Source organism: Roseibium sp. (assembly GCF_965232425.1).
Lineage (GTDB): Bacteria > Pseudomonadota > Alphaproteobacteria > Rhizobiales > Stappiaceae > Roseibium.
On the sequence record NZ_OZ246971.1, the window covers coordinates 2,723,679 to 2,746,327 of the forward strand.

24 protein-coding genes are annotated in these 22,649 nt (G+C 61.5%); 8 read left to right on the forward strand and 16 right to left on the reverse strand.

The window, feature by feature from the left end; translation table 11 throughout:
* Positions 1-59 precede the first annotated feature (59 nt).
* The 9 genes from ACO08A_RS12490 to ACO08A_RS12530 form a co-directional block, all read right to left on the reverse strand.
* Positions 60-842 (reverse strand): hypothetical protein, encoded by a 783-nt coding sequence (locus ACO08A_RS12490; protein ID WP_422041355.1) that lies wholly within the window; start codon positions 840-842, stop codon positions 60-62.
* 161 nt (positions 843-1,003) lie between these two features.
* Complete coding sequence (locus ACO08A_RS12495; protein WP_422041356.1) at positions 1,004-1,813, reverse strand: hypothetical protein; 810 nt, start codon at positions 1,811-1,813, stop codon at positions 1,004-1,006.
* A 30-nt stretch (positions 1,814-1,843) separates the two neighbouring features.
* Positions 1,844-2,611, reverse strand: a complete 768-nt coding sequence (locus ACO08A_RS12500; protein ID WP_422041357.1) for a hypothetical protein — start codon at positions 2,609-2,611, stop codon at positions 1,844-1,846.
* A 64-nt stretch (positions 2,612-2,675) separates the two neighbouring features.
* Positions 2,676-3,599, reverse strand: coding sequence for an RDD family protein (locus tag ACO08A_RS12505; RefSeq protein ID WP_422041358.1), 924 nt, complete (start codon positions 3,597-3,599; stop codon positions 2,676-2,678).
* Entirely contained in the window at positions 3,596-4,594 is a 999-nt protein-coding gene (locus ACO08A_RS12510; RefSeq protein WP_422041359.1) for a stage II sporulation protein M, read from the reverse strand. Before ACO08A_RS12510 ends, ACO08A_RS12505 begins: the two co-directional genes overlap by 4 nt.
* On the reverse strand, positions 4,594-5,871 hold the full coding sequence (locus ACO08A_RS12515) for a DUF58 domain-containing protein (RefSeq protein WP_422041360.1): 1,278 nt from the start codon (positions 5,869-5,871) through the stop codon (positions 4,594-4,596). The genes ACO08A_RS12510 and ACO08A_RS12515 overlap by 1 nt, the downstream gene beginning before the upstream one ends.
* Before the next feature lie 17 nt (positions 5,872-5,888).
* A complete protein-coding gene (locus ACO08A_RS12520) occupies positions 5,889-6,845 on the reverse strand; it encodes an AAA family ATPase (protein ID WP_422041361.1) in 957 nt (318 codons plus the stop codon).
* Positions 6,835-8,169 (reverse strand): hypothetical protein, encoded by a 1,335-nt coding sequence (locus ACO08A_RS12525; RefSeq protein ID WP_422041362.1) that lies wholly within the window; start codon positions 8,167-8,169, stop codon positions 6,835-6,837. The genes ACO08A_RS12520 and ACO08A_RS12525 overlap by 11 nt, the downstream gene beginning before the upstream one ends.
* Positions 8,166-8,882, reverse strand: a complete 717-nt coding sequence (locus ACO08A_RS12530; protein ID WP_422041363.1) for a DUF4129 domain-containing protein — start codon at positions 8,880-8,882, stop codon at positions 8,166-8,168. The genes ACO08A_RS12525 and ACO08A_RS12530 overlap by 4 nt, the downstream gene beginning before the upstream one ends.
* A 445-nt stretch (positions 8,883-9,327) precedes the next feature.
* Here ACO08A_RS12530 and acnA point away from each other — a divergent pair, with 445 nt between their 5' ends.
* From acnA to ACO08A_RS12555, 5 genes are all read left to right on the forward strand, one after another.
* Positions 9,328-12,003 (forward strand): aconitate hydratase AcnA, encoded by a 2,676-nt coding sequence (gene acnA, locus ACO08A_RS12535; protein WP_422041364.1) that lies wholly within the window; start codon positions 9,328-9,330, stop codon positions 12,001-12,003.
* A 259-nt stretch (positions 12,004-12,262) separates the two neighbouring features.
* Positions 12,263-13,993, forward strand: a complete 1,731-nt coding sequence (locus tag ACO08A_RS12540; RefSeq protein ID WP_422041365.1) for a DUF1963 domain-containing protein — start codon at positions 12,263-12,265, stop codon at positions 13,991-13,993.
* 42 nt (positions 13,994-14,035) lie between these two features.
* Positions 14,036-14,524, forward strand: coding sequence for a glyoxalase superfamily protein (locus ACO08A_RS12545; protein ID WP_422041366.1), 489 nt, complete (start codon positions 14,036-14,038; stop codon positions 14,522-14,524).
* A 126-nt stretch (positions 14,525-14,650) separates the two neighbouring features.
* A complete protein-coding gene (locus tag ACO08A_RS12550; RefSeq protein ID WP_422041367.1) occupies positions 14,651-15,625 on the forward strand; it encodes a hypothetical protein in 975 nt (324 codons plus the stop codon).
* Positions 15,626-15,692: 67 nt separating this feature from the next.
* Positions 15,693-16,301 (forward strand): hypothetical protein, encoded by a 609-nt coding sequence (locus ACO08A_RS12555; protein ID WP_422041368.1) that lies wholly within the window; start codon positions 15,693-15,695, stop codon positions 16,299-16,301.
* 18 nt (positions 16,302-16,319) lie between these two features.
* Here ACO08A_RS12555 and queF read toward each other — a convergent pair whose 3' ends face one another.
* The 4 genes from queF to queC all read right to left on the reverse strand — a co-directional run bounded on the left by queF (position 16,320) and on the right by queC (position 18,643).
* On the reverse strand, positions 16,320-16,787 hold the full coding sequence (queF, locus tag ACO08A_RS12560) for a preQ(1) synthase (RefSeq protein WP_422041369.1): 468 nt from the start codon (positions 16,785-16,787) through the stop codon (positions 16,320-16,322).
* A gap of 62 nt (positions 16,788-16,849) precedes the next feature.
* A complete protein-coding gene (gene queE, locus ACO08A_RS12565) occupies positions 16,850-17,578 on the reverse strand; it encodes a 7-carboxy-7-deazaguanine synthase QueE (RefSeq protein ID WP_422041370.1) in 729 nt (242 codons plus the stop codon).
* On the reverse strand, positions 17,575-17,961 hold the full coding sequence (queD, locus tag ACO08A_RS12570) for a 6-carboxytetrahydropterin synthase QueD (RefSeq protein ID WP_422041371.1): 387 nt from the start codon (positions 17,959-17,961) through the stop codon (positions 17,575-17,577). Before queD ends, queE begins: the two co-directional genes overlap by 4 nt.
* Positions 17,954-18,643, reverse strand: a complete 690-nt coding sequence (queC, locus tag ACO08A_RS12575) for a 7-cyano-7-deazaguanine synthase QueC (RefSeq protein ID WP_422041372.1) — start codon at positions 18,641-18,643, stop codon at positions 17,954-17,956. Before queC ends, queD begins: the two co-directional genes overlap by 8 nt.
* Before the next feature lie 194 nt (positions 18,644-18,837).
* Between queC and ACO08A_RS12580 the strand changes: the two genes are divergently transcribed.
* Entirely contained in the window at positions 18,838-19,434 is a 597-nt protein-coding gene (locus ACO08A_RS12580) for a TetR/AcrR family transcriptional regulator (protein ID WP_422041373.1), read from the forward strand.
* Positions 19,431-20,078: a hypothetical protein gene (locus ACO08A_RS12585; RefSeq protein WP_422041374.1), complete on the forward strand. Its 648-nt coding sequence runs from the start codon at positions 19,431-19,433 to the stop codon at positions 20,076-20,078. Before ACO08A_RS12580 ends, ACO08A_RS12585 begins: the two co-directional genes overlap by 4 nt.
* Before the next feature lie 61 nt (positions 20,079-20,139).
* Here the strand turns inward: ACO08A_RS12585 and ACO08A_RS12590 are convergent, their stop codons facing one another.
* Positions 20,140-20,568 (reverse strand): cysteine rich repeat-containing protein, encoded by a 429-nt coding sequence (locus tag ACO08A_RS12590; protein ID WP_422041375.1) that lies wholly within the window; start codon positions 20,566-20,568, stop codon positions 20,140-20,142.
* Here ACO08A_RS12590 and ACO08A_RS12595 point away from each other — a divergent pair.
* A complete protein-coding gene (locus ACO08A_RS12595; protein ID WP_422041376.1) occupies positions 20,567-20,938 on the forward strand; it encodes a hypothetical protein in 372 nt (123 codons plus the stop codon). The genes ACO08A_RS12590 and ACO08A_RS12595 overlap by 2 nt on opposite strands.
* 82 nt (positions 20,939-21,020) lie before the next feature.
* On the opposite strand, the gene ACO08A_RS12600 is transcribed toward ACO08A_RS12595, so the two are convergent.
* Both ACO08A_RS12600 and pdxY read right to left on the reverse strand, forming a co-directional pair.
* Positions 21,021-21,758, reverse strand: a complete 738-nt coding sequence (locus ACO08A_RS12600; protein WP_422041377.1) for a DUF429 domain-containing protein — start codon at positions 21,756-21,758, stop codon at positions 21,021-21,023.
* A complete protein-coding gene (gene pdxY / locus ACO08A_RS12605) occupies positions 21,751-22,641 on the reverse strand; it encodes a pyridoxal kinase (protein WP_422041378.1) in 891 nt (296 codons plus the stop codon). Before pdxY ends, ACO08A_RS12600 begins: the two co-directional genes overlap by 8 nt.
* Positions 22,642-22,649 lie beyond the last annotated feature (8 nt).

Genomic DNA, 22,649 nt, shown 5'->3' on the forward strand with positions numbered 1-22,649 from the left:
GAGTGGCCCGCAGGTTTGAGATGAAACGCTGCGCATTGACGCAGCGCTTCGTTGCCCGCTCAATCGAAGACGGACGCGATCTGGTCGACGTTCACGCCTTCCTTGATCTCCCGGAGCCGGGCGTAGATCAGCGCGATGAGGATACTGATGTAGCCTGCGCCGAGCGTGGACATTCCGGCAAACAGCACGACGCCGATGATAAGTCCGATGGAACCGATGCTGGCGATCAGGCCGACCACAAAGACGGCGAGGAAGCTGATGATCACGGACAGGATGATCCCGAGTATCAGCGCGCCGACGATCGGCCAGCGATACTCCTTGGTGAGAAAGCGGCTGCGTCCCATTGCGCCGAAACCGGCACGTTCGATGACGATGACGGGAGCGATCACGGCAAACACCGCATAAACCCACAGTCCGGGAACGATGAACAGGACCACGCCGATGGATACCAGGATCGACACGACGATCGTGATGACCGCAAGCGGGACGATGACGCTGATGGCGGGTCCGATGTACCGGCCGAGCTGGATGGGACGGGACAGTTTTGCGTCATAGGCAAGCTGAACGAGAAGTGCCGTCGTGATGGAATAGACCACCATATTGATCAGCAGCGACAGAATGCTCGCAACGACGCTGCCCGGTCCCGAGAACTCCTGAACTTCCAGACCAAGGGCGACGTTGAAACCGGTCAGTGCGCCCGAGATCAGGAAGCCGATCAGCGTGGGTACGAAACCGATGATGATGATCTTGATGAAGTGGCCGAACAGAATCGAGAAACTCTCGCCGACAATCGAGCCGACACCGAGCGACGCCATGGGTTGGCTGTAACCTGTGTCCGTCATGCAATTACTCCGTTTTCGTCAAAAAGAATCACTTAATGCAAAAATCTCCGGGGCGTTGTGCCTGCACCTGAAACGCGAGCGACTCGTCCCGGGGATCCTGACAATAAGAGCAACGGTACCTGTCCACAAGCGGTGCAGCGGACACGGACCGGTCCGAAGGGTCAGTCAAACACGGAGGCGATCTGGTCAACGCTCACCCCTTCCTTGATTTCGCGGAGCCGGGCGTAAATCAGCGCGATCAGGATACTGAAGAGGCCTGCGCCGAATGTGGACACCAGGGCTTCCAGGATCAGGTCCAGGACAAGGTTTCCGAACAGCATGGACACGAGGGCTGATGCGACGCCGATCACCATGTTGATGCCGATCAGGATGAGCAGGAACAGCACGATCAGTCCGACGATCTGCCAGCGGTATTCCTTCGTCAGCCCTGCGCTGCGGCCAAGACCGCCAAAGCCGGCCCTTTCGATGACGATCGCTGGCGCCAGCACGGAAAATAGGGCCAGGATCCACAGCCCGGGCACGACAAGCAGCGCCAAGCCGATCATCATCAGGATACCCGATATGATGCTGAGGATGATCAGGGGCAGCAGGGTCGAGAATGCCGGACCGAGATATCTGGCCATGCGCGGTTGCCTGTTCATTTTCGCGTCATAGGCGAGTTGAACGAGCAAGGCCGTTGTTACGGCATAGACCACGAACTGGATGATGATCACCAGAAATATGGCGATCGCGATGCCTGTTCCGTCGAAGTCGGGAACGGAGGTGCCCGCCAGTGTGCCGAATCCGATGAGGGCACCCGACAGGATCAGACCGACCAGTGTCGGACCGAAGGCCAGCAGGTAGACCTTGAAAAAGTTACCGAAGAAGATTGCGAAACTGTCTCCAAGCAACGTCGTTACCCCCAGCGGCTGCCGGGGCTGAACCGTCGAAACATCCACCATCACATCTTCCTCGCTTTCCAATTCGTCCATGCAACAACGTCACCGGCAATCTCGCAGGCTTCAGTCGAAGACCGATACGATCTGGTCGACACTCACGCCCTCCTTGATTTCGCGGAGCCGGGCGTAAATCAGCGCAGTCAGGATACTGACAAGGCCCGTACCGATCGCAGTGAGGGCGGCGTATAGGATGATCGACAACGCCAGGATACCGCTGCTCATTGCCAGATCGGTCACAAACAGCGCCAGGACGATGATCACCATGGCGCAGATCCAGGTGATTGAAAGCGCCCCGAGAATTGGCCAGCGGTAGCCTTTGGTCAGTTTCGCGCTGCGGCCCAGCCCCTTGAAGCCAAGCCGCTCGATGACAACGGCAGGTTCCATCACGGAAAACACGGCGTAGACCCAGAGACCCGGGATGATGAAGGCGAGCGCGGCGACCCCCATGAGCAGGCCGACGACGATGCCGAGTATTGCGATCGGAAAGATCGACGCCAGGGCGGGAGCCATGTATTTGCCGAGCCTGATTGGCCGTTCCAGTTTTGCGTCATAGGCCAACTGGACCAGAAAGGCGGTCGTGACCGAGTAGACGACCAGGTCCACCAGCCCGGTCAACGCACTGGCGCCTCCGGATGCGGTTTCTGTTTCCTCCAGGCTCAGGACCGTATCGAAACCGACGAGCGAACCCGAAAGAACGACACCCAGCAGGCTGGGCACGAAGCCGATCAGCAGAACCGGGAAAAAATGCCTGCCCAGAGTGGAGAAGCTCTCTGCAACAAGGGTGCCGACGCCAAGCGGTATCTGAGGTTCCGGAATCTGCGCGTCCGTCATTTGTGCTCCAGCCCTGGCGCGATTGGTACTAACTCCGGATCTCCGGAAGATTTCAGCAGGTCACTCACGCATCCTCGCCGTTCTTCGCATAGTGCTTGTTTTCGCGTCGGTCTCCGAAAAGCTGGCGCTGTTCCAGATGCTCGCGCTGTGCCTTGTAGAAGGCCTGCAGAAACTTCATCCGGTCTCCGGGCGGAACGGGGCTGGCATAGCCGATCTTCTTGCGGATCTTCTCGACGATCGTTGCGATCGTCTTGTCCCGTTCCGCCAGGATATTGCCGGCCGGGCGCGTCTCTTGCGCGCGCAGGAGCCCCTCCAGTGTCTGCAGTTCGAACGCGCCGTAATGGTCGAGCTGGTGGGACAGGAACACGAACCCCTTGCGGTCCTGGGTCAGCGCGCGGGGTTCCCGAGCGAGGTCCTTCAGGAGCACTGGGACCGGCAGGTGGATAACATGCGTGCCGGCCATCATGTCGCCCAGCCGCCGGCGATAGCGGTCGAAGATCGGTATGAACAGGCACACCGCGATCCACCCGAAGGCAAGGAGCGATGACAGAGGGGAGGACGCGTCCAGCATCAGAACAAGCGTCCCGGGCAGAAACACCTCGGCTTCCTTCATCATGTTGCGAAGGACCAGAGCGTGGGTCGTCAGGGGACCGCCGTCATGGGAGACGACCTTGATCTTCATGATGCGCTTGCCGAGCGTCTGACCGTTCCAGGCCAGTTCGGCGAGGATGTAATAGGGAACGCGAATGAGGAAGAACAGGAGCGCGCCGATTGCCACGAGGGTCTGCGGTCCGGTGATGTTCAGCGTTGCAAACAGGATCATGATGCAGATTAGAGCGGCGGTCGTGATGGCGATGTCGACGATCTGCGCACCGAGCCGGACACCGACACCGGCAACCTGCATTGTCAGCGGCACGCCTTCCGGCGGCATGAGCTGATCGGGCGAAGGGCGTTCCGTTTTCCGTTTTTTCCGCAGCCTTGGGATCATTTGTGGTCACGCCCCGCGAACACAAACCAACTCAGCCAGAGCGCGCCGATGCCCCAGCCGATGATGAAGCGCATGTAGATGTCCTGGACGAGCTGCCTGCCGAAACCTTCCAGGAATGCCGCGACCAGAAGCATCAGCGCGGCGACAAGCGCCAGTTTCAGGGCATCTCGGCCCGCCAGCCGCAGCGACGTGATGCGCGAGACGTCACCGGGAAACATCAATGCTGTTCCGAGCTTCAGCCCGCCGGCACAGGCGATGCAGATTGCCGAGAGCTCCGTGACCCCGTGGATCGACAGCCAGCCGGCGATGTCCGGGCCGAGGCCGCGGTCGACATGCAGCGCATAAAAGGCCCCAAGCATCAGGCCGTTGTAGAATGTGAGAACGATCGCGGGCGCACAGGCGAACACGCCCAGTCCGAAGACGAAGATCGCGATGCGGGTATTGTGCGAGAACAGATAGGTAGCGAACGCGCCCAGTCCGGAAGCGTCCGGGTTCTCGTCGTAAATGACGGACCGGAGGGCTTCGTAGGTGGCGTCGGGTCCGCGTCCGCCGGCCAGTTCCGCCGGCATGAAGACGTAGTACCAGTCCGGGCTTTCGAAATAGAGCAGGTATCCGGAAAGGGCGCCCAGCCCCATGCACAGGAACCCGAGCAGGATGAAAGGCCAGGAGCGGCGCATGGCCTGGGGCGCGCTGTAGGTGAAGAACTTCCGAAAGAGGCCGCCAAGGCGTTCCTGAGGCGCATAGACACACAGGTAGGCGCGGGCGGTCAGAGCTTCCAGGTAGCCGAGCAATGCCCTGTCGAGTGAGATTTCGCGCGCGATTGCGAGCGATGTCGTCGCCTGCCGGTAGAGGGATGCCAGGTCCCGGGCCTCTGCGAAATCCATGTGCTGCACGCCGCGGCTTTCCGCGGACAGGACGAGCTGCTCAAGCCGCTGCCAGTCAGCTTCCCGCTCCTTGCGAAAGCGCGCCGAGCGCATGAGATCCTGATCCTGCATCAAATCATCTCCCGCGCCTTGATTTCCAGGTAGGTCGAAATCAGGCGGGCCGTGACCGCGTTCGGCTTGGCGTCGACGATCGTCACTCCCATGCGGGCAAGCCTTTCCAGCACGAGCCTGCGTTCGTTCATGGACTGGTTGGCCGCAACGAGGGTCGCCGCGCCGTCGAGGCTGTCCGGCGCAGTTTCAACCAGGGTTTCCATGTCGGGATCGCGAATGGCGACGAAGATCAGGAGATGGCGCTTTGCAAGGATGCCGATATTCTCGATCAGAAGTTCCGCCGAGGTCGTGTCGATGAAGTCGGTGAAGACAATGATCAGGCTGCGCTTGGGCGTGCGCGCGTTCAGTTCCGTGAGCGCGAGCGTGTGATTGGTCTCCCGGCTGACATAGGAGAGTTCCGCGGTCCAGTTGCGCAAGCGGGCAAAGGCATTGCGTCCGGGGGCCGGGGCGGCGAAGGTTCTGGGGCGGACATCATAGGAATAGTAGCCGACGAGATCGCCGCCGACCGCGGCGGCCCAGGCCGTTGCGAGACCCGCCGTGACCGCGTGGTCGATCTTCGGCAGGCCGGCGATTTCCTCGCGCATGAGATAGCCGTTGTCGAGGGCGATGATCACGTGGTGGTTCCGTTCCGCGCGCAATTCCTTGGCGACCAGCGAGCGGCGCTTGGCCGAACGTTTCCAGTCGATCGACTTTATGTCCATGCCGGGCACGAAGTCGCGCAGCTGGTGGAATTCGGATCCCTCGCCGAGGGCGCGGTTTTCCTTGACACCGTAGAGGGTCGACATGACCGTCGTCGTGATTTCACCGGATTGCACCTGCCGGATGTTGGGCACGACACGAAGTTCGGCTTCCATGTTGAGCCTCGGGACGAACTCGAGCAGTCTCAGCTTCGACACCCAGAACAGCCAGAGATGTTCCAGATGCCAGATGCCCCGCCGCACCGCGCGGACCTCCATGTCCGCGCGGCCGGTGCCGTCGGCACCGGGCAGAAAGGCGATCTCGTGCGCGCCGCTCAGGCCTTCCGGCCACTCCAGTTTCGCGCTCAGGTTCCGCGGTGCCCGATCAAGGGCGAGCCGGAGGCGGACCGTCTCACCGACGAAGATTTCCGGGGGTGCCTCGAAGGTCAGATTTTTCGGACGCTGCAGCGATGACGCCATGTCGAAGGCGACCAGCAGTCCGAGAAGCAACCAGGGAAGAAGGGCAAGATCGCGCAGCGCCGTGCTCGCGACGATCATGGTCAAGGAGACCAGAAGCGTCACGCCGGCAAGGGCGAGCAATCTTTTCGACGGACGTATCAGCGCGGTGCCTCGATCTGGTTGAGAATGTTGTCTAGAACCTGATCGGCGCTGCGCCCCTCGATTTCGGCAGCCGGACCAAGAACGATCCGGTGGCGAAGCGACGGCACGAACAGGCGTTTGACGTCGTCGGGGATGGCGAAGTCGCGCCCGTTGAGCGCTGCGGTCGCCCGCGTTGCGCTGACCAGCGCGTCGGCGGCGCGGGTCGAGGCGCCGTATGCGATTTCGGAATTCTGGCGTGTCGCCCTGACGAGACGGAGGATATAGGCGAGGATGTCGTCCTTCAGGATGATGCCGTCGACCAGCTTGCGGGTTTCCGCGAGCGCGGCCGCGTCCAGCACCTTCGACAGCGTCGCCGTTTCCAGTCCCGATTCCAGCGGCTGTGCCGCATGCTGGCGCAGGATGGCCATTTCCGTCGCCTCGGGCGGGAAATCGATCATGAGCTTGAACAGGAACCTGTCCAGCTGGGCCTCGGGCAGGGGGTAGGTGCCCTGCTGTTCGATCGGGTTCTGCGTCGCGACAACGATGAATTCGCTGCCGAGGGAATGGTCGGTGCCATCAATCGAAACCGTGCGCTCGTTCATGGCCTGCAACAGGGCGGCCTGGGTCTTGGGTGGCGCGCGGTTGATTTCATCTGCAAGCAGCACTTGGGAAAAGACCGGTCCCTTGGTCAGATTGAATTCATTCGTCCTGAAATCGAAGATCGAGGTGCCGAGAACATCACCGGGCATGAGATCCGGCGTGAACTGGATGCGGCCGAAATCAAGGTCGAGCGCAGCGGAAAAACTGCGCGCCAGAAGCGTTTTGGCCGTTCCCGGAGGTCCTTCAAGCAGGACATGACCCCGCGCAAACAGAGCGACCAGCAGAAGGTCGATGATTTCGTCCTGGCCGAGGACGGCTTTTCCGATCTCGGCTCTCAGGGTGTCCGTGCGTTGGCGTAGGACCTCAAGCGTCATGGGTGATTTGCTCCAAAACCTGTTCGAACTCGTCTATGAGGTGAATTGCTTCTGCGGCGTGAATGCGTGCGGGCAGTCGTCTGATCTCGGCAAGGACCGACCGGAGCCGGGCTGCCTCGTCCGGATGCCGGCGGTCCGCGAATTTCAGGAATTCATCCTCGCTCGCATAGTGGCGGGCGTGTGAAGGCCCGAAGAGCGAGGCCGCCACCGCCGATATCCGGGCGGCTGCATATTCGTGCACGAGCGCCCCGTCCTGACCGGAAAGCCGCATCAGCCGGGCCCGCGCCTCGATGGCGAGTGCCTTGCCCGAGCCGGCCGTGGCGCGCTCGCGCAGGACCGGCCCGTACCGGAGTGCGGCGGACCACAGGAACAGCACGAGCAGGGCACCCGCGCCAAGCCACAGAATGAGAAAGGGCGGACCGAAAAAACGGCTGAGATCGGCCCATGTGCGTTCGCGAACCGGTTCCTGGAACGGATCGCGCAACCAGGATGTGCGGCTGTAGTCGATAACGATGTTGCCCTCGCCGGTCCGTGACGACAGGAAGTCCGCCGCGATTTGCGCGTTGTCGCCGAGACGAAGACCGTGGTTGTTCAGAAGATCCGGGTCTGACAGGACAAGCACGCGATCGCGTGCGCCGTCCTCCTCAAGCGATGCGTCGGCGGGAAGCGGGCAACTGCCCAATATCATCGCATCGGATGTCCCTATGATCGGATCGCAGCCCTCCTTGCGGAACATCTGTGCGGCATAGAGCCTGGCTCCGAGCGTGGCGCCATCCGTGGTGCGATAGCTGAAGTCGGTAAAAGGCGTTCGTCCGTAGACAAGGTCCGCTGTACCCCCGCCGGTGATTTCCTCAAGTGTGTCCCCGATCTTGCCGGGTTCGATCAGCAGCACCGGGTGCGCGATCCCGGTGAGGCGCATGCCGCTGCGCCACTTCGGCAGCACGACAAGTGTTGGAACGGTTTGCGCCTTGGTGAGGATTGACTCGGTCGCGAAGTCATATTCATCCGACTGAAGCAGATATTCCTCCTTGGACGCCGGCGGTGTGCGCGCGACGTCCAGCGCGGTGTCATAGATGGGCAGGATCAGGAGATCGACGGTGGTCTGGTCGATCGGCCAGCCGCCGGAAAAATTGTAGGAGGTGATGTCATTGGAGGTCAGCCAGACCTGGAGGCCGTCCAGGCCCGACGGCGAGCTGCGCAGGGTCTGCTGGCGCTGCGACATGACATACCAGACGGCCAGCGCGGCAACGACGACGACGGCCGCAATCACGAGGACCTCGATGCGCGGGCCGCCGGAGCGGGGTGCTGTGGACGTCTCGCTCATGATGCACCGGCTCCCAGAAGTCGCTGGCAGGAAGAGACATGGTCCCGGAACTCGTCCTCCGACACGTCCCGGCCGCCGAACTGCACGCGCTCACTGGTCAGGACAAGCGCGCGCAGAAGGGTCTGCTGGGCGTCCGCGAGCGGGATGTTGCGCAAGGTGTCGCGCGCGGTCCAGCTGCGCTGCATGAGGACGCCGTTGGTCGTCGCCAGAGTCGCCAGAACCTTCTGCGTCAGCAAAACCAGGGCCTGGCGCCTGTCCGCGATCCCCAGGATATCATTGAACGATCCGAGTTTTTCCGCCCAGGCCGGCGTGTTCTGAGGCCCGGCTGCGCGGCGGCTTTCGGGGTTGTCTGCGTCTCTTTGCAGCGTGATCGCGATGTTTCCGCCGAAGCGGAGCACAAGATAGATGATGCCGGCCAGGATGAGACCGGCAATCAGCATGAAGGTCCAGCGCGCACCGGGCAACGGGACGTTTTCCGATCCGGAACGGGCCGCCGGCTGCAGGGGCTGCTGTTCGGTTTCAAGCTTGGGCGCCGGGGCCGTGGGATCATAGTAGGCGACGTCCGGATCGATCCCCCGCAGGCGGATCGACCGTAGATATTCCTCGCCCGAGTCCCCGATTTCCAGCGGTTCGCGAACCGGTTCCTGCGCGTTGACCGCGATCAGGGGGGCCGTCAGGCCGAGTATCAGGAAGGTCAGAAACAAGCGCCGCATGGCCGTTTTGATAGCGGGAACGGGTTAACGTGGCAATAATCCGGTGCCAACGGCAAAGTCCGATCTCTGGTTGTATTGACATTGTCAATCCGCACAGGGCCCTTCGTCCCGTGCCGGTGGCGGGAAACGGCGTCAAAAATCCTCATGTCCAGGTCTGGAAATTTTTGTATACGTTTGTATATAAAATCTGATCCGTTCGACGGGGCTCCAGCCTTCACGGCCGATCACTTGTTGCCCCGCTTGCGGGACAATCGTGCGCTAACGCTGGTGATCAGCGCCAAAGTTTTGTATAGGGGCAGCGAGGCGGTGCGCATTCGACGGCATAGCCCGTCGGTCCACCGGAAACGGGCATTTTCGGCTCCATCCGCGGAGCCGCCGGAGATCATGACAGGCAGCGGGTCAGACGCGAACCTGCTGCTGCGGACAGTGAAGGAGAGCACGTGCCGTGACCCAGTCCCTTGACAGTTTCAATTGCAAAAAGACTCTTCAGGTCGGTGACAAGACCTACACCTATTTCTCCATTCCCGAAGCGGAGAAAAACGGTCTAGAAGGTGTCTCCAAGCTGCCGTTTTCCCTGAAAGTCGTTCTTGAGAACCTGCTGCGCTTCGAAGACGGCCGCTCTGTCACCAGGGAAGACATCGTTGCCTGTGCCGAGTGGCTGAAGGAGAAAAAATCCTCGCACGAGATCTCCTACCGGCCTGCGCGCGTGCTGATGCAGGACTTTACCGGCGTTCCCGCGGTCGTCGATCTTGCGGCCATGCGCGATGCCGCGGTGAAGCTCGGCGGCGACCCGGAAAAGGTCAATCCCCTGGTTCCGGTCGACCTGGTCATCGACCACTCGGTGATGGTCGACTATTTCGGCACCAAGGACGCGTTCAAGCTGAATGTGGAACTGGAATACGAGCGCAACCAGGAGCGCTACGAATTCCTGCGCTGGGGCCAGTCCGCATTCGACAATTTCCGCGCCGTGCCTCCCGGAACTGGCATCTGTCACCAGGTGAACCTGGAATATCTTGCGCAGACGGTGTGGACCAAGGAAGAAAACGGCGAGACGATCGCCTACCCGGATACGCTTGTCGGCACCGACAGCCACACGACGATGGTCAACGGGCTGGCGGTTCTGGGCTGGGGCGTCGGCGGCATCGAGGCGGAGGCCGGCATGCTCGGCCAGCCGATTTCCATGCTGATCCCGGAAGTCATCGGCTTCAAGCTGACCGGCAAGCTGAATGAGGGCATCACCGCGACCGACCTGGTGCTGCGGGTGGTGGAAATGCTGCGCCAGAAGGGCGTTGTCGGCAAGTTCGTGGAATTCTACGGGCCCGGTCTCGATAACCTGTCGCTGGAAGATGCGGCGACCATCGCCAACATGGCTCCGGAATACGGCGCGACCTGCGGATTCTTCCCGGTCGACAACGAAACGCTGAAATATCTTGAGGCGACCGGCCGCGACAAGGACCGGGTTGCCCTCGTCGAGGCCTATTCCAGGGCACAGGGCATGTTCCGCGCCGGCGGCGAAGAGCCCGAATTCACCGATACGCTGGAACTTGATATCACCACGGTCGTTCCGGCCGTCTCCGGGCCCAAGCGCCCGCAGGACCGCATCAATCTTTCTGATGCCGCCAGCGGCTTCGCAAAGACCATGGCGGAAGAGTTCAAGAAAGCGGACGAACTTTCCAAGCGGGTCGCGGTCGAGGGCAAGGACCACGATCTCGGCAATGGCGACGTTGTTATCGCGGCAATCACCTCTTGCACCAACACGTCCAATCCGTCGGTTCTGATCGGAGCGGGCCTCGTCGCCCGCAACGCGCTGAAAAAGGGCCTCGACGTCAAGCCGTGGGTGAAGACCTCGCTGGCGCCGGGCTCCCAGGTTGTGACCGACTACCTGGAAAAGGCCGGCCTGCAGGACGATCTCGACGCGCTCGGCTTTGACCTAGCCGGTTACGGCTGCACCACCTGTATCGGCAATTCCGGTCCGCTCGATCCGGCCATTTCGGCTGCGATCAACGACAACGACCTGATCGCCTGCTCGGTTCTGTCCGGCAACCGCAACTTCGAAGGACGGGTGAACCCGGATGTGCGCGCCAACTACCTTGCATCGCCGCCGCTGGTTGTCGCCTATGCCATCGCCGGGAACCTGAACGTCAACATCACCGAAGACCCGCTCGGCAATGACCAGGACGGCAATCCGGTCTATCTCCGGGACATTTGGCCGAGCACGGAAGAGATCACCGATCTCATCCGCGCCTCCATCACCGAAGAGATGTTCCGCGGGCGCTACGGCGACGTCTTCAAGGGCGATGCACACTGGCAGAACATCAAGGTGGAAGGCGGGCTGACCTATACCTGGCCGGTCTCCTCGACCTACGTCCAGAACCCGCCTTACTTCGAGGGCATGACCATGGAACCGCAGCCGCTCGAGGACATCGAGAATGCCGCGGTCATGGGCCTGTTCCTGGATTCCATCACCACCGACCACATCTCTCCGGCCGGTGCCATCAAGGCCGACAGCCCGGCGGGCCAGTATCTGTCCGAGCACCAGGTCGCCCGCAAGGACTTCAACTCCTACGGCTCGCGCCGCGGCAACCACCAGGTCATGATGCGCGGCACCTTTGCCAATATCCGCATCAAGAACCAGATGGTGCCGGGCGTCGAAGGCGGCGTCACGATGAAGGACGGCAAGAAGGAATGGATCTACGACGCCTGCATGGAATACAAGGAAGCCGGCACGCCGCTGGTGATCTTCGCGGGCAAGGAATACGGCACAGGGTCCTCGCGCGACTGGGCGGCCAAGGGCACCAAGCTGCTCGGCGTGCGCGCCGTGATCACCCAGTCCTTCGAGCGCATCCACCGCTCCAACCTTGTCGGCATGGGCGTCATTCCGTTGACCTTCAAGGAAGGCGAGAGCTGGCAGTCCCACGGTATCAAGGGCACCGAGCGCGTCACCATCCGGGGCATCGCCGACATCAAGCCGCGGCAGATGATGGACGTGGAAGTCACCTACGAGGACGGCACCACCAAGACCATCGAGTGCCTGTGCCGCGTCGATACCGAGGACGAGCTGGAATACATCAAGGCCGGCGGCATCCTGCACTACGTGCTGCGGAACCTGGTGAGCAGCTGATCCCTGTTGAAGCCGGATTGAACTTTGAGCGGGCCCTTCGGGGCCCGTTTTCGTTATTGACCAGGAAACTTGGCGCGTTCGTTATCTTTCTCACAATTCAATTTACCCGAGCTTAATGTCTGAAAGTAAATATGAGGTGTGAGACTGATAATATTTGGACGTTGCAATGCCCGAGGATATTTATAGCGAAGCAGGATTGGTATTTATTGCAGGGTTAACTTTACTATTAATGATTTTTATTATCGGATTTTGGCTGTTTTTGTCTAAAATTGTCGGCTTTCTCCCCAGGGGCCCCAAGCTGAGAACGGTCTCGCCCGCCTTCACGGTCGAGCCGGATCGTATCCACGATATCCTCGAGCAATCCAGCAACCGGGCGGCGCGGCGCATCAGGCGGCCCGTCCCGGAGCCGGCGGCCCGTGCAGGCACCGGGAGTGCCGCCGACAGCGCGCGGCTGGCATTCGACGGCGGCGCCGCGAGTTCCGTTTCCCCTCCGGACACATCACGACGGGTGTCGGCTGAAATACTGGAAACGGTTTCGGTTGTGCTGCGCAGACAGGTTCCGATCCGCTCCGATGAAAAGCCACGATCATGGTTCGGCGGGCTTCCGATGATGCCCGACAACGTACCTTGGCCGAAATCGATCTCGCTCGGCCATCCGCAGCGCGGCGAAATCCCGCTTCATTTTCTGGGGCAGATCTGTTGTGCGGAGCTGCCGGAGGAACTCTGGGGCGGGCTGGGGCCGCGCGACGGCTGGCTTCTCTTTTTCATTGATCCGAACACCCGCGATCTGGACGGGCGGACCGAAGGCTGCCAAGTGATCCACACGCGCGTGCTCGGGTCCGAGCGTCCGGCGCCTCCGGAGTTGGATCCGGTCCGTGACGGAACCCAAACAGCGCCTCATGATGGGCATTCCGGGGGCGCAGGTGGCGTCCCGAACACCTGGCGCCGCTGGCCGGTTGATTTCGTGACCGTGCCGAACCGGGTCGTTCGTGACGGCGAAGTCCTGCGCGTCGCGCCGGACCGCTTCGCGCATGTGCTTTATGCGGGCAAGGAGGTCTCCGATGCCGAACGTCCACCGGTGCCGGAGCCGTTCACCGTGCGGATGGCGCTTGCCGTCCTGACGTCTATCGAGACCCGCCTCGCCAAGCAGCCCCTCAAGCCTGATCTGCCGCAAACGGTTCTGGACGCGCTGGAGGACCCGGAGGTCTATCGCGCGCTCAGGCCGGATGTCTCCGCCTTGCAACACGAGATCAGGGAGCTGGAACAATCCCTGAGTGCTGCCGCCGAAACGGATGGTGCAAAGCCCGAAACGGACCTTGAACGCCTTTGGCAGTTGGAGGAACGGCTGGAACACGACAAGAGACTGGCCGCGGTGCTTGACCGGTTTCCGTCGCCGGTTTCGCTTCGGAACTACCGGCAGGAAACCATCCGTGCCAACGAGAGCTGGCGGGAGGATGCCTTGCGCGACCTGCGTGACATCATCAACCAGCTTCGCTCGGACGAGCCGGACAGGGCGCTTTCAAACGGGGAATGGGCCGATATTGCCGTTCATCTCGACCAGACCCGGACCAGCTATTTCGAGTTCCGGGACACCGAGGGAAGCGAACAGGGCGTGCAGGCGTTCGAGCAGGATGTCTCGCTTTCCGGGCTCTACAACGCGGCCTATGTGCGCCTTTGGGAATATGTCGCGGATTATTATGCCGATCCCGAACACCGGCCTCTGATCCCGGCGGACGTTCTCAGCCGTTTCGAACCCTACTGGCGCCGGTTGAACGACAACCGGCCGCACCGGACGGGCGGGGCCTTCGATGGCGTCCAGTCCGAGCCGAAAGGCGGCCCGACGTCGCGCGTCCTGCTCCTGCACCTGGCGAGCGACGATGCCATGCACTGGGCGTGGGGCGACGCCGGGATTGTCTATTTCACGATTTCGACGCAAGATCTTCAAGACGGACGGTTCGAAAACGCGACAGCCACCCTGGAGTGCTACTGAGTTCGTGCCCCCGTCCGCAATCTGTCAGATCGGGGTTGAACAATGTCCCAAGCACGGCCGCCCAAGATTTCCCACATCGCCCCGGTCCTCCGGGTCAGCGATCTCGGCCAAGCGCTCGCCTATTACCGGGACAGCCTGAAATTCACCGTCGCCTTCGAGTGGGCGGACGGCGAGGGCGAGCCGGTCCGCTACGCGGTTCTCGAATACGGAGAGGCCGGTGTCCACCTGACGCAGAGCGACCAGCCCGGCGGTACCACCGCCTATTGCTTCGTCGACGGGATCGACGCCTATCATGCCCTGGCGCAGGCGTCCGGCGCCAATATCACAGAGGACATCAAGGACCAGCCCTGGCGGATGCGCGAATTCGAAACCCGCGATCCGGACGGGAATGTGATCCTTTTCGGCGAACATCTCGACCGTGTCGAAATGCGCGAGAAACCGGGCCACCGGCACCTGTGGGACAGTTTCTGGTATCACGGGATCTTCCACCCGCATGATCATGATACGCCGGGGGACAAGGCGGAGAGATGACGTGAGGGTATCGAACCTCTCTGCGAAAAATATCCATATGTGATGTGGCCGCTTGTCGCCGCGCCCAAAGATTGGCTAACCTTACGTCCGTTGTCGTGGAAACCTGTCAAAAACAGGAGCCAGTTTATGTGGGATTTTGATTTTTCCCGCGCCGTCGGATTGATGGTGCGGACATTTCCTTATCTGATTTTCAGAGTGATTGTTTATGGCGGCATTGCCGTTGCCTATGTTGTCGTTACCGGATTTGGCGCGGGCGTCGGCTACGGACTTGGCTGGTTCGGCGGTCCGGATTCGCAGGCCGGGTTCGCTTTCTGGGGTGGCCTCATCGGCTTCGGGCTGACGGCGACCGTGATCTATCTGCTGCGCGAATATCTCCTTTACACGGTGAAGGCCGGGCATATTGCGGTTCTGGTGGAACTGATGGACGGCAAGGACCTGCCCGACGGGCAAGGCCAGGTCGCCTATGGCGCAAGCGTGGTCAAGGAACGGTTCGTCCAGTCAAGCGCGCTTTTCGGGCTCGACCAGCTCGTGAAAGGCGTGATCCGCACGATCAGCGGTGTTGTCGAAGGTATCGCGTCGGTGCTGCCGATCCCGGGGCTGAACGGTCTTGTGTCGCTGTTCAGGGCCTTCATGAAGGTTGCCGTTGGGTTCGTCGACGAAGTGATTCTTGCCCATGCCATTCGCACCCGCTCCGACAATGCCTGGGCCTCGGCGCGCGAAGCGCTGGTTCTCTACGGGCAGAACTACCAGCCGATGCTGAAGAACGCCGCCTTCATTGCCCTCTTCACCTATATCATCGCCATCCTGGTGTTCCTGTTCATGCTCGCACCGGCTGCCGGGCTGGTCTACCTGATGCCTGGTTCTTGGAGTGCGGGCGGTCTCGTCTTTGCGATCATTTTCGCTTGGGCGGTGAAGGCCGCCGTTCTGGAGCCGCTCGCCATCACACTGATGATGCAGGTGTTCTTCAAGGTGACGGACGGCCAGACACCGAACCCGGAATGGGACGCGAAGCTGTCGCAGATGTCCGACAAGTTCGTCGAGATCAAGGACAAGGCCTTCGAAGGGGGGCGGCCGGGCGGCGCCAACGCTCCTGCGGAGTGAGGTGAGCGCAGAGTTGGAAGACCGGCAAGGATCACGTTGCAGATACGATATTTTTCAGGGGGTACTGATGACAATTTCGAAGACGCCGGCCGGGATTGCCGCCGTGGTCCTTGCCGGGCTTGCGCAGCCTGCTCTCGCCGATGACTGCAGTGACCGTTTCACCGAGATCTACATGCAGCTCGACCAGGGCGTTCCGACGAAAACGGTCGCGACAACCCAGTTCAAGGGCGCGCCGGCCACGGTCAATGACTTTCTCTATCTCAGCCAGGATCATCACATGACCGTGCCGACCAATCCGGCCGGTCCGTGGGTGCTGACCTATCAGAACGTCATGTACCAGTCGGCGGACGCGGGCAAGACATGGGCCAAGGTGCGCGATCTCGACAGTGCCCAGAACGCGGAAGGTGCGATCGCGGCGAAAAAGACCAATGCGGAAACCATCCGCAATGCCGCGTGCGGTGAGGAGACCATCGACGGGGTGGTTCTGGAAAAGGTTGCCGCCGACCTGACGGTGAGCCAGGGCATGGTCACGGAAAACCGGTATACCTACTGGCTTTCGCGCGACGACGGCTTCATCGTCAAGGCGCTCTACGAGACCACTGCGCCCAATTTCGAAATGGTGACGACCCAGACGATCGAGCCGGCACCGGAGCTTTCCCTGCCAACGCCGCAATAGGGTGTGACTTGAACTTCCTTAACCGCGTCCGCGATAGGAGGCGACGCCCTGCTCTGGGATCCAGACGTCGTCGGGTGCCGGGCCGGTCTGGTAGAAAACGTCGATCGGTATGCCGCCGCGCGGGTACCAGTAACCGCCGATCCGGAGCCATTCCGGGTCCAGCAGGTCGACCAGACGCTTGCCGATCGACACCGTGCAGTCCTCGTGAAACGCGCCGTGATTGCGGAACGATCCCAGAAACAGTTTCAGGGACTTGCTCTCCACCAGGAAGTCCCGCGGAACGTAGTCGATGACGAGATGGGCAAAGTCGGGGGCGCCCGTGATCGGACACAGCGAGGTGAATTCCGGGGCAACGAAGCGGACCATGTATTTCGTTCCGGCCTGCGGGTTCGGCACCTTTTCCAGGACGGCTTTTTCCGGATCGTCGGGCAGGTCCGTCGCCGCTCCAAGCTGTGTCAGGTTTTCATAAATGCTCTTGTCGGACATGGTTGTCTCCTTGTCGCCCTCCCTCCGCTTCACAGTCCGGATGGCGGGCGTTCGTTTCCTGGTCAGACGCCTCTCAGGTTGCCCCAGACCAGCGTGTGCAGTTGCGGCAGAACGGTTGCAGAATACAGCCGGTCCGACGTGACCTTGCCGACCAGCCAGCGCATGCGGTCCATGATGCCGTTCATGTCGATGAAGCCGTCTTCCTCGCCCGGATGCGGCGGTGTGTGGTTGCCCGGCTGCAGGTAAAGCGGCTGCCCAGGGTAGCGGCTGGCGACCTCGCGGGCATAGGCATAGTCGGCATCGTCGAAAACGACCACCTTCATTGCCACCCGGGTTGCCGGTCCCGCCGCCTCCACGCATTCCGCGAGCCTTTGCCAATCCGTTTCCATTCCGCTGGAAGGCGGCTTCGGGCTGAGGGTCAGCAGATCGAGGTCCCCGAACCAGTCCCTTGCGATGCTGCCCTGGGTTTCCAGTGCAAACCGGTAGCCGTCCTCCTGGCCCAGATGGATCAGCGGGCCGAGCGGCTGAATGGCCGGATTGCCGCCGGAGAGCGACACCATCAGCGGGTGCCCGCCGGACAGAATGTCCACCTGCATCAGGATCGAGGCGGGTGTCATCGGCTGCCATTCATCCCTGTAGGCGCTGTCGACCGCATGCAGCGTATCGCACCAGGAACACCGGTAGTCGCACCCGCCGGTGCGCACGAAAACGGTCGGCTGACCGATCAGGGCGCCCTCTCCCTGGATAGTCGGGCCGAAGATCTCGTTGACTCGTATCGTTGCCGCGGTCATGGGCGCTGATCCGGCGGAACATGGACAAGCGGCCGGTACTCGGCGCTGGTCTTCGGGGTTTCCCTGACGCGCACGGCCGCCGTTTCCGGCCAGGCTTTTCTGCACCAGTCAAAAAGGTGCCGCGCCAGGCGTTCCGCGGTCACGCAGTCATCGCCGAGGACGTCATTGAGATGGCGGTGATCGAGCGTTTCGTCGATATAGGTCTTCAGCGACTTGAGTTCGTTGTAATCGCGGACAAAGCCGATCGCGTTCAGCTCTTCGGAGGCCAGCTCAACTTCCACGACGTAGTTGTGACCGTGGAACCTGGCACAGGGATGGTCCTCCGGCAGGCCGTGCAACTGGTGGGAGGCGGAGAAGTGGAATTCCTTCGTGATCCTATACATTGCAGGCCACTTTCCAGAAGTCCGCGTCCGCGTAGTCCGTCGGATCGACGCCGCCTGCCAGATGAAAGGCTTCCCGGCGTTCCACGCAGGTGCCGCAGCGCCCGCAGTGTTTTTCGCCGCCCTTGTAGCAGGACCAGGTCTTGCGGTAGTCGAGGCCGAGCCGCAGGCCTTCGGCGGCGATATCCGCCTTGCTGATGCTGACATAGGGCGTGAACAGGCTGATTTCGGCATACCCGTCCAGCGCGTAGCGCTGCATTGTCTCGAAGCTGGACGTAAAGGCCGGGCGGCAGTCCGGATAAATGAAGTGGTCACCGCCATGGACGGCCGTTGCCACCGTATCGGCGCCGCGCGAGGCCGCGATGCCAAAGGCGATGGCAAGCATGATCGCGTTGCGGTTCGGCACAACGGTGATCTTCATTGTGTCTTCGGCATAGTGCCCGTCCGGAACATCGACATCGTCGGTCAGAGCCGAGCCGGTGAGCTGGTGGCCGATGTTGGAGATGTCCATCAGGATATGTTCGGTACCGAGTTCTTCGGCGCACAGACCGGCAAACTCCAGTTCCTTCCTGTGGCGCTGGCCGTAGTCGAAGGAGATGAGGCCGGCAAGCTCATGATCCTGCGCGATCCTGTGCGCAAGAGTGACGGAATCCATTCCGCCGGAACAGATGACAAGTGTTTTCAACGATGTGGTCCCTTGTTTTCGCTGGCACCGGGTAGGCTGCGACCGGTGGCCTGCTCGCGGCAGGCGGCGCGCCTTTTAACAGGTTCTGACGAAAAGGGAAGGGGCAAGCCGCCCGAGCCGGGAAAGACGGGCACTTGACATTCCTCTGCAATTGTATAGGAATAATTTCACTGCAATCGTAGAGAAATGATTCAATGGCACGTCCGAAGAGCTACAACAGGGAAGAGGTCATCGAACGCGTGGTCCTTGCGTTCTGGCAGCATGGCTACCAGGCCCTCGGCCTCAGGGAGCTGGAACGTCTGACGGGCCTGAACCAATTCGCGATTCGGACCGAGTTCGGCGGCAAGGAGGGGCTCTATCTGGAGGCGCTGGATTTCTACAGCGAAAAGGCCATCGACCATGCCATGCGGCCGATGAGAGATGGCGACATTCAGGACATTGTCGATTTCCTGGAAGCGCTGGTGACCGACGGCTCGATGACGTCCAGTGCCCACGGATGCCTGGTGGTAAACACGGGAATTGAAAATGCACGGGTCGGAAGTCCGCGGCTTGAAAAAGCCGTCCGGCGCTACTGGCAGGCACTCGAGATCTGTTTCAAGACCTGCCTTGAAAACGCAGCCGCCGAGGCGCGGATCGATCCGTCGACGGACTGTCCTTCAATGGCAAAGGGGCTGGTGTCCGGGGTCATGGGGGTTCATGTGCAGAACCGTCTGGACGGGTCCAACCGGGGCGGACGCTTTCTGGTTGGCGTGCTGTGCGATCAATTGCGGGCCATGGAGCGGAGCGCATGACGAAGACACCCCCGATCCCGGAACAGGTTGACGCTGTTCCGGGTCTCAGCACCCTGCGGCGCGGCAACCTCAGATGCGTGATCACGGATCTCCGGGAAGACGGCGTCTGTCTTTACAGCCCGGTGCAGAAGACGAGTGCGGCACTTGCAGAGACCTATGACGTCCGCTTCCTGTTTGCGCCCAACCACTATCACAACAAGGGCATAGCGGAGCATGTCGCGACCTTCAAAGACGCCGACCTCATCGCTTCGGACGCTGCCAGGCCCAGGCTCAAAAAGGTGACGGGATACCGTTTCGGAGATCTTGCAGAGCTCCGCAAGGCGCTTCCGGACAGCGTGTCGCTTGTGGAACCCGAGGGACTCAAGACCGGCGAAGTCTGGATGGTCATCCGTGCAGCGCGCGAGATCGTCTGGGTCGTCACCGATGCCTTTTGCGGTCTTCAGGACAAGGGTGATGAGCGCGCGCGCGCCGGTTTTCTGAAGACGTTTCCGACCTACGGGCTTGAGGACAAAAAGCGATTTTCGGACTGGGTGCGACAGCGGTTGTCAAAAGAGGTGCCGACCATGATCGTGCCGTGTCACGGGGAGATCGTGGAACACGAGGCATTGGGCGCGGAAATCAACGCACTGCTCGGAACGCTATAGACCCGCCTGACCCGGGTTCGGCCAAGCGGCAAGCGGACGGGACACGGCGCGGTTTGAGACGTCAGTCTTCGAGACCGAACTTTTCCGCAAATGCCTTCATGACAGGCTGACAATCGGATGAAACCTTGTCCGCATTCTCTTTCAAACAGGAGAGAACACGTCCTCCGCCAAATTCGACGCCGGAGCAGTTGGCCTCGATATCGGCGGCGCAAATGGCAATGGCCTCGCTGGCATTGGCGAACATGAAATCAAGAGCGTCGGCAAGGTCGACGATGGAGTTGGCGCAGGCGTCGCTGATCTTGTCCTCATGGGCATACATGCAGGACAGCATCCGGCCGTGGCCGGGCGTCACCTGGTCACAATAGGTGGTGATTTCCGTTTCGCATGCTTCGAGGACACCTTGTACTGGGCCCTGGGCCGTTGCTGCCGTGCTGACGGCCGCGAACCCGAAAGCGATGCAAATGCTGCGAATGCGCAGGAAAAATGTCATGACGATCTCCGAAACATCAAGGATTTACAACGACATATACAGTGACGCCATTTTCTACGACGGGGCGATAATAGACACCGCCGCAATTGAAGTAGGCGTTGTAAGGGCTGCATCCAGCGACGGAGGTCCGGCGATTGACGCGGCGGGTCGTGCGCCTGGAGGTGCGCCGCGCTGTGTTGCGTGCTGCGTTCTGTGCCTTCGCGGTTCCGATGCCAGCGACGATCGGCAATCCGGAAGAAACACCCGAAAAATCAATCGGACTGGAATAGGCAAGCGCGAATCCGATCGCCGCAGCCGATACAAGTTTCAATCGCCTCACGTGAATATCCTCCTGCAAGCGGTATCAGCGGACAGCCGCGATGCTGCCTGACACTGTTTCCATGATAGCTTGCGAAGAGAGGCTCTAACGAGTCGGGTGACTTCCTGATGACAGGATTGCCTACGTCACCCCATTACGCCCAGATCGCCATGCGCAATCCGCGCCCGTCCCGCCGGAACGGGTCGGGAAACGGTTTCGCGATGCCCCCGAGGCAGCGCTCGGCAATCAGGCTGTTGGCGGCTGCGTCGAGGAGATCGTCCCGGCCGCAGCCTCTCGGCGGTTTCTGATCGAGGAAGGCGGCAGGCAGCCCCTTTGAGACGAGCAGGTCCCGGCGCTGGTCGAGGCCGTCGGGATTTGCGCGGCTCTTGACCTTTTTCGGCAGGCTCATTTCCCGCCCGCCGTTCAGCCGCCAGAAGGCGAGTTCCGGATGCACCTCGAAGACACGGTCTTCCAGCTCCGGTGTCATCAGCGCGTCGATTTCCCTGATTTTCGGGAACAGGTAGAAGCACTGCTTGGACACTTTTCTGGGCGGTTCCGATGTCTTTTGGGCGGTTTCGCACGCGTCCAGGTAATCGGTCTCGTAGACGGCGGCGCGCGACGGGACGGAGAAGACGGAGGATTGCCGTTCGCCCAGATGTCTGCGCGCGGCCTTTTCCGGGCCTCTGCCGGTCTGGTCGAGCGTCTCCGGCAGCCCGATGGGCATGTCGACCGCGATGATCGCAAGAATTGGATCGCATGCCAGAATGCCGGCGAAGGACGGGAAAACCTCCAGACGCAGGCCGGCAGGATCATCGAGATTGCGCAACACGGCGACCCAGCCGGCCTTGCAGCCGTCAACGCCGGCGACCCAGGTGCCGGCACTCTCAGGCACGGCTTCTCGATTCAAGCACGCGGCGGGACGTCACCAGCGCCATCGCGCGCACGACAGATTGCTGTTCCTCCGCAAAGAGCAGTTCGTCGGCGCCTTTCTTGACGCTTCTCGCAACCAGCTCGAAGATCGAGGCAGAGGCGCGTTTCAGGGCCTCCTCATCGTCAAACCCGGCCAGGACATTCGACAGGAAAAGCCCGGCAATGAGATCGCCGGTGCCGTGGGGCGGATTGTTTATGGCGGCGTGTTCGGCTGCGACCGCGCCACGCGGACCCGCCAGCAGGTTGGCGATCGAATTGCGGCGGAGCGCCGGCGACGAGGTGATCAGGACCCGCTTTGCACCGAGCGACCGTGCGGCGGAAAGGGCCTGGAGCTCGGTTTCGACCTCGCGCTGCGTCAGCCAGCCAAGCTCGAAGGAGTTGGGTGTGACGATATCCGCAAGTGGCACCAGTTCGTCCCGGATTGCCTCCGCCGTTGCCTTCGGAACGTAAAGCCCGCCGCCGGTCGCGCTGTGATGGTCGCCGAGCACCGGATCGCACAGGTAGAGCGCGTCCGGGTTGGCCGTCTTCACGGCCTTGACCAGTCCGGCGATCGGCGCCGCCTGTTCGGCATTGCCGAGATACCCCGTCATGACGCCACCAAGTTCGGCCAGTTTCGGAGACGCCGCAAGATCGCGGGCGAGCGCTGCAAAATCATCAGAGGGGGCGACGATGCGCGTGCCCTTGCCGTGCCCCGGATGCCAGGGCAGCAGAACCGTCGGAAGAAACCAGACGGCGTGTCCGATCCGCTCCAGCGCAAAGGTCAGCCCGCGGCCGCTGATGCCGCCGCGGACGACCTGGGACGTGATCACCAGAAGCGGTGCTTTCGGCGGTTCGGGCTGCATCATGCGGAATG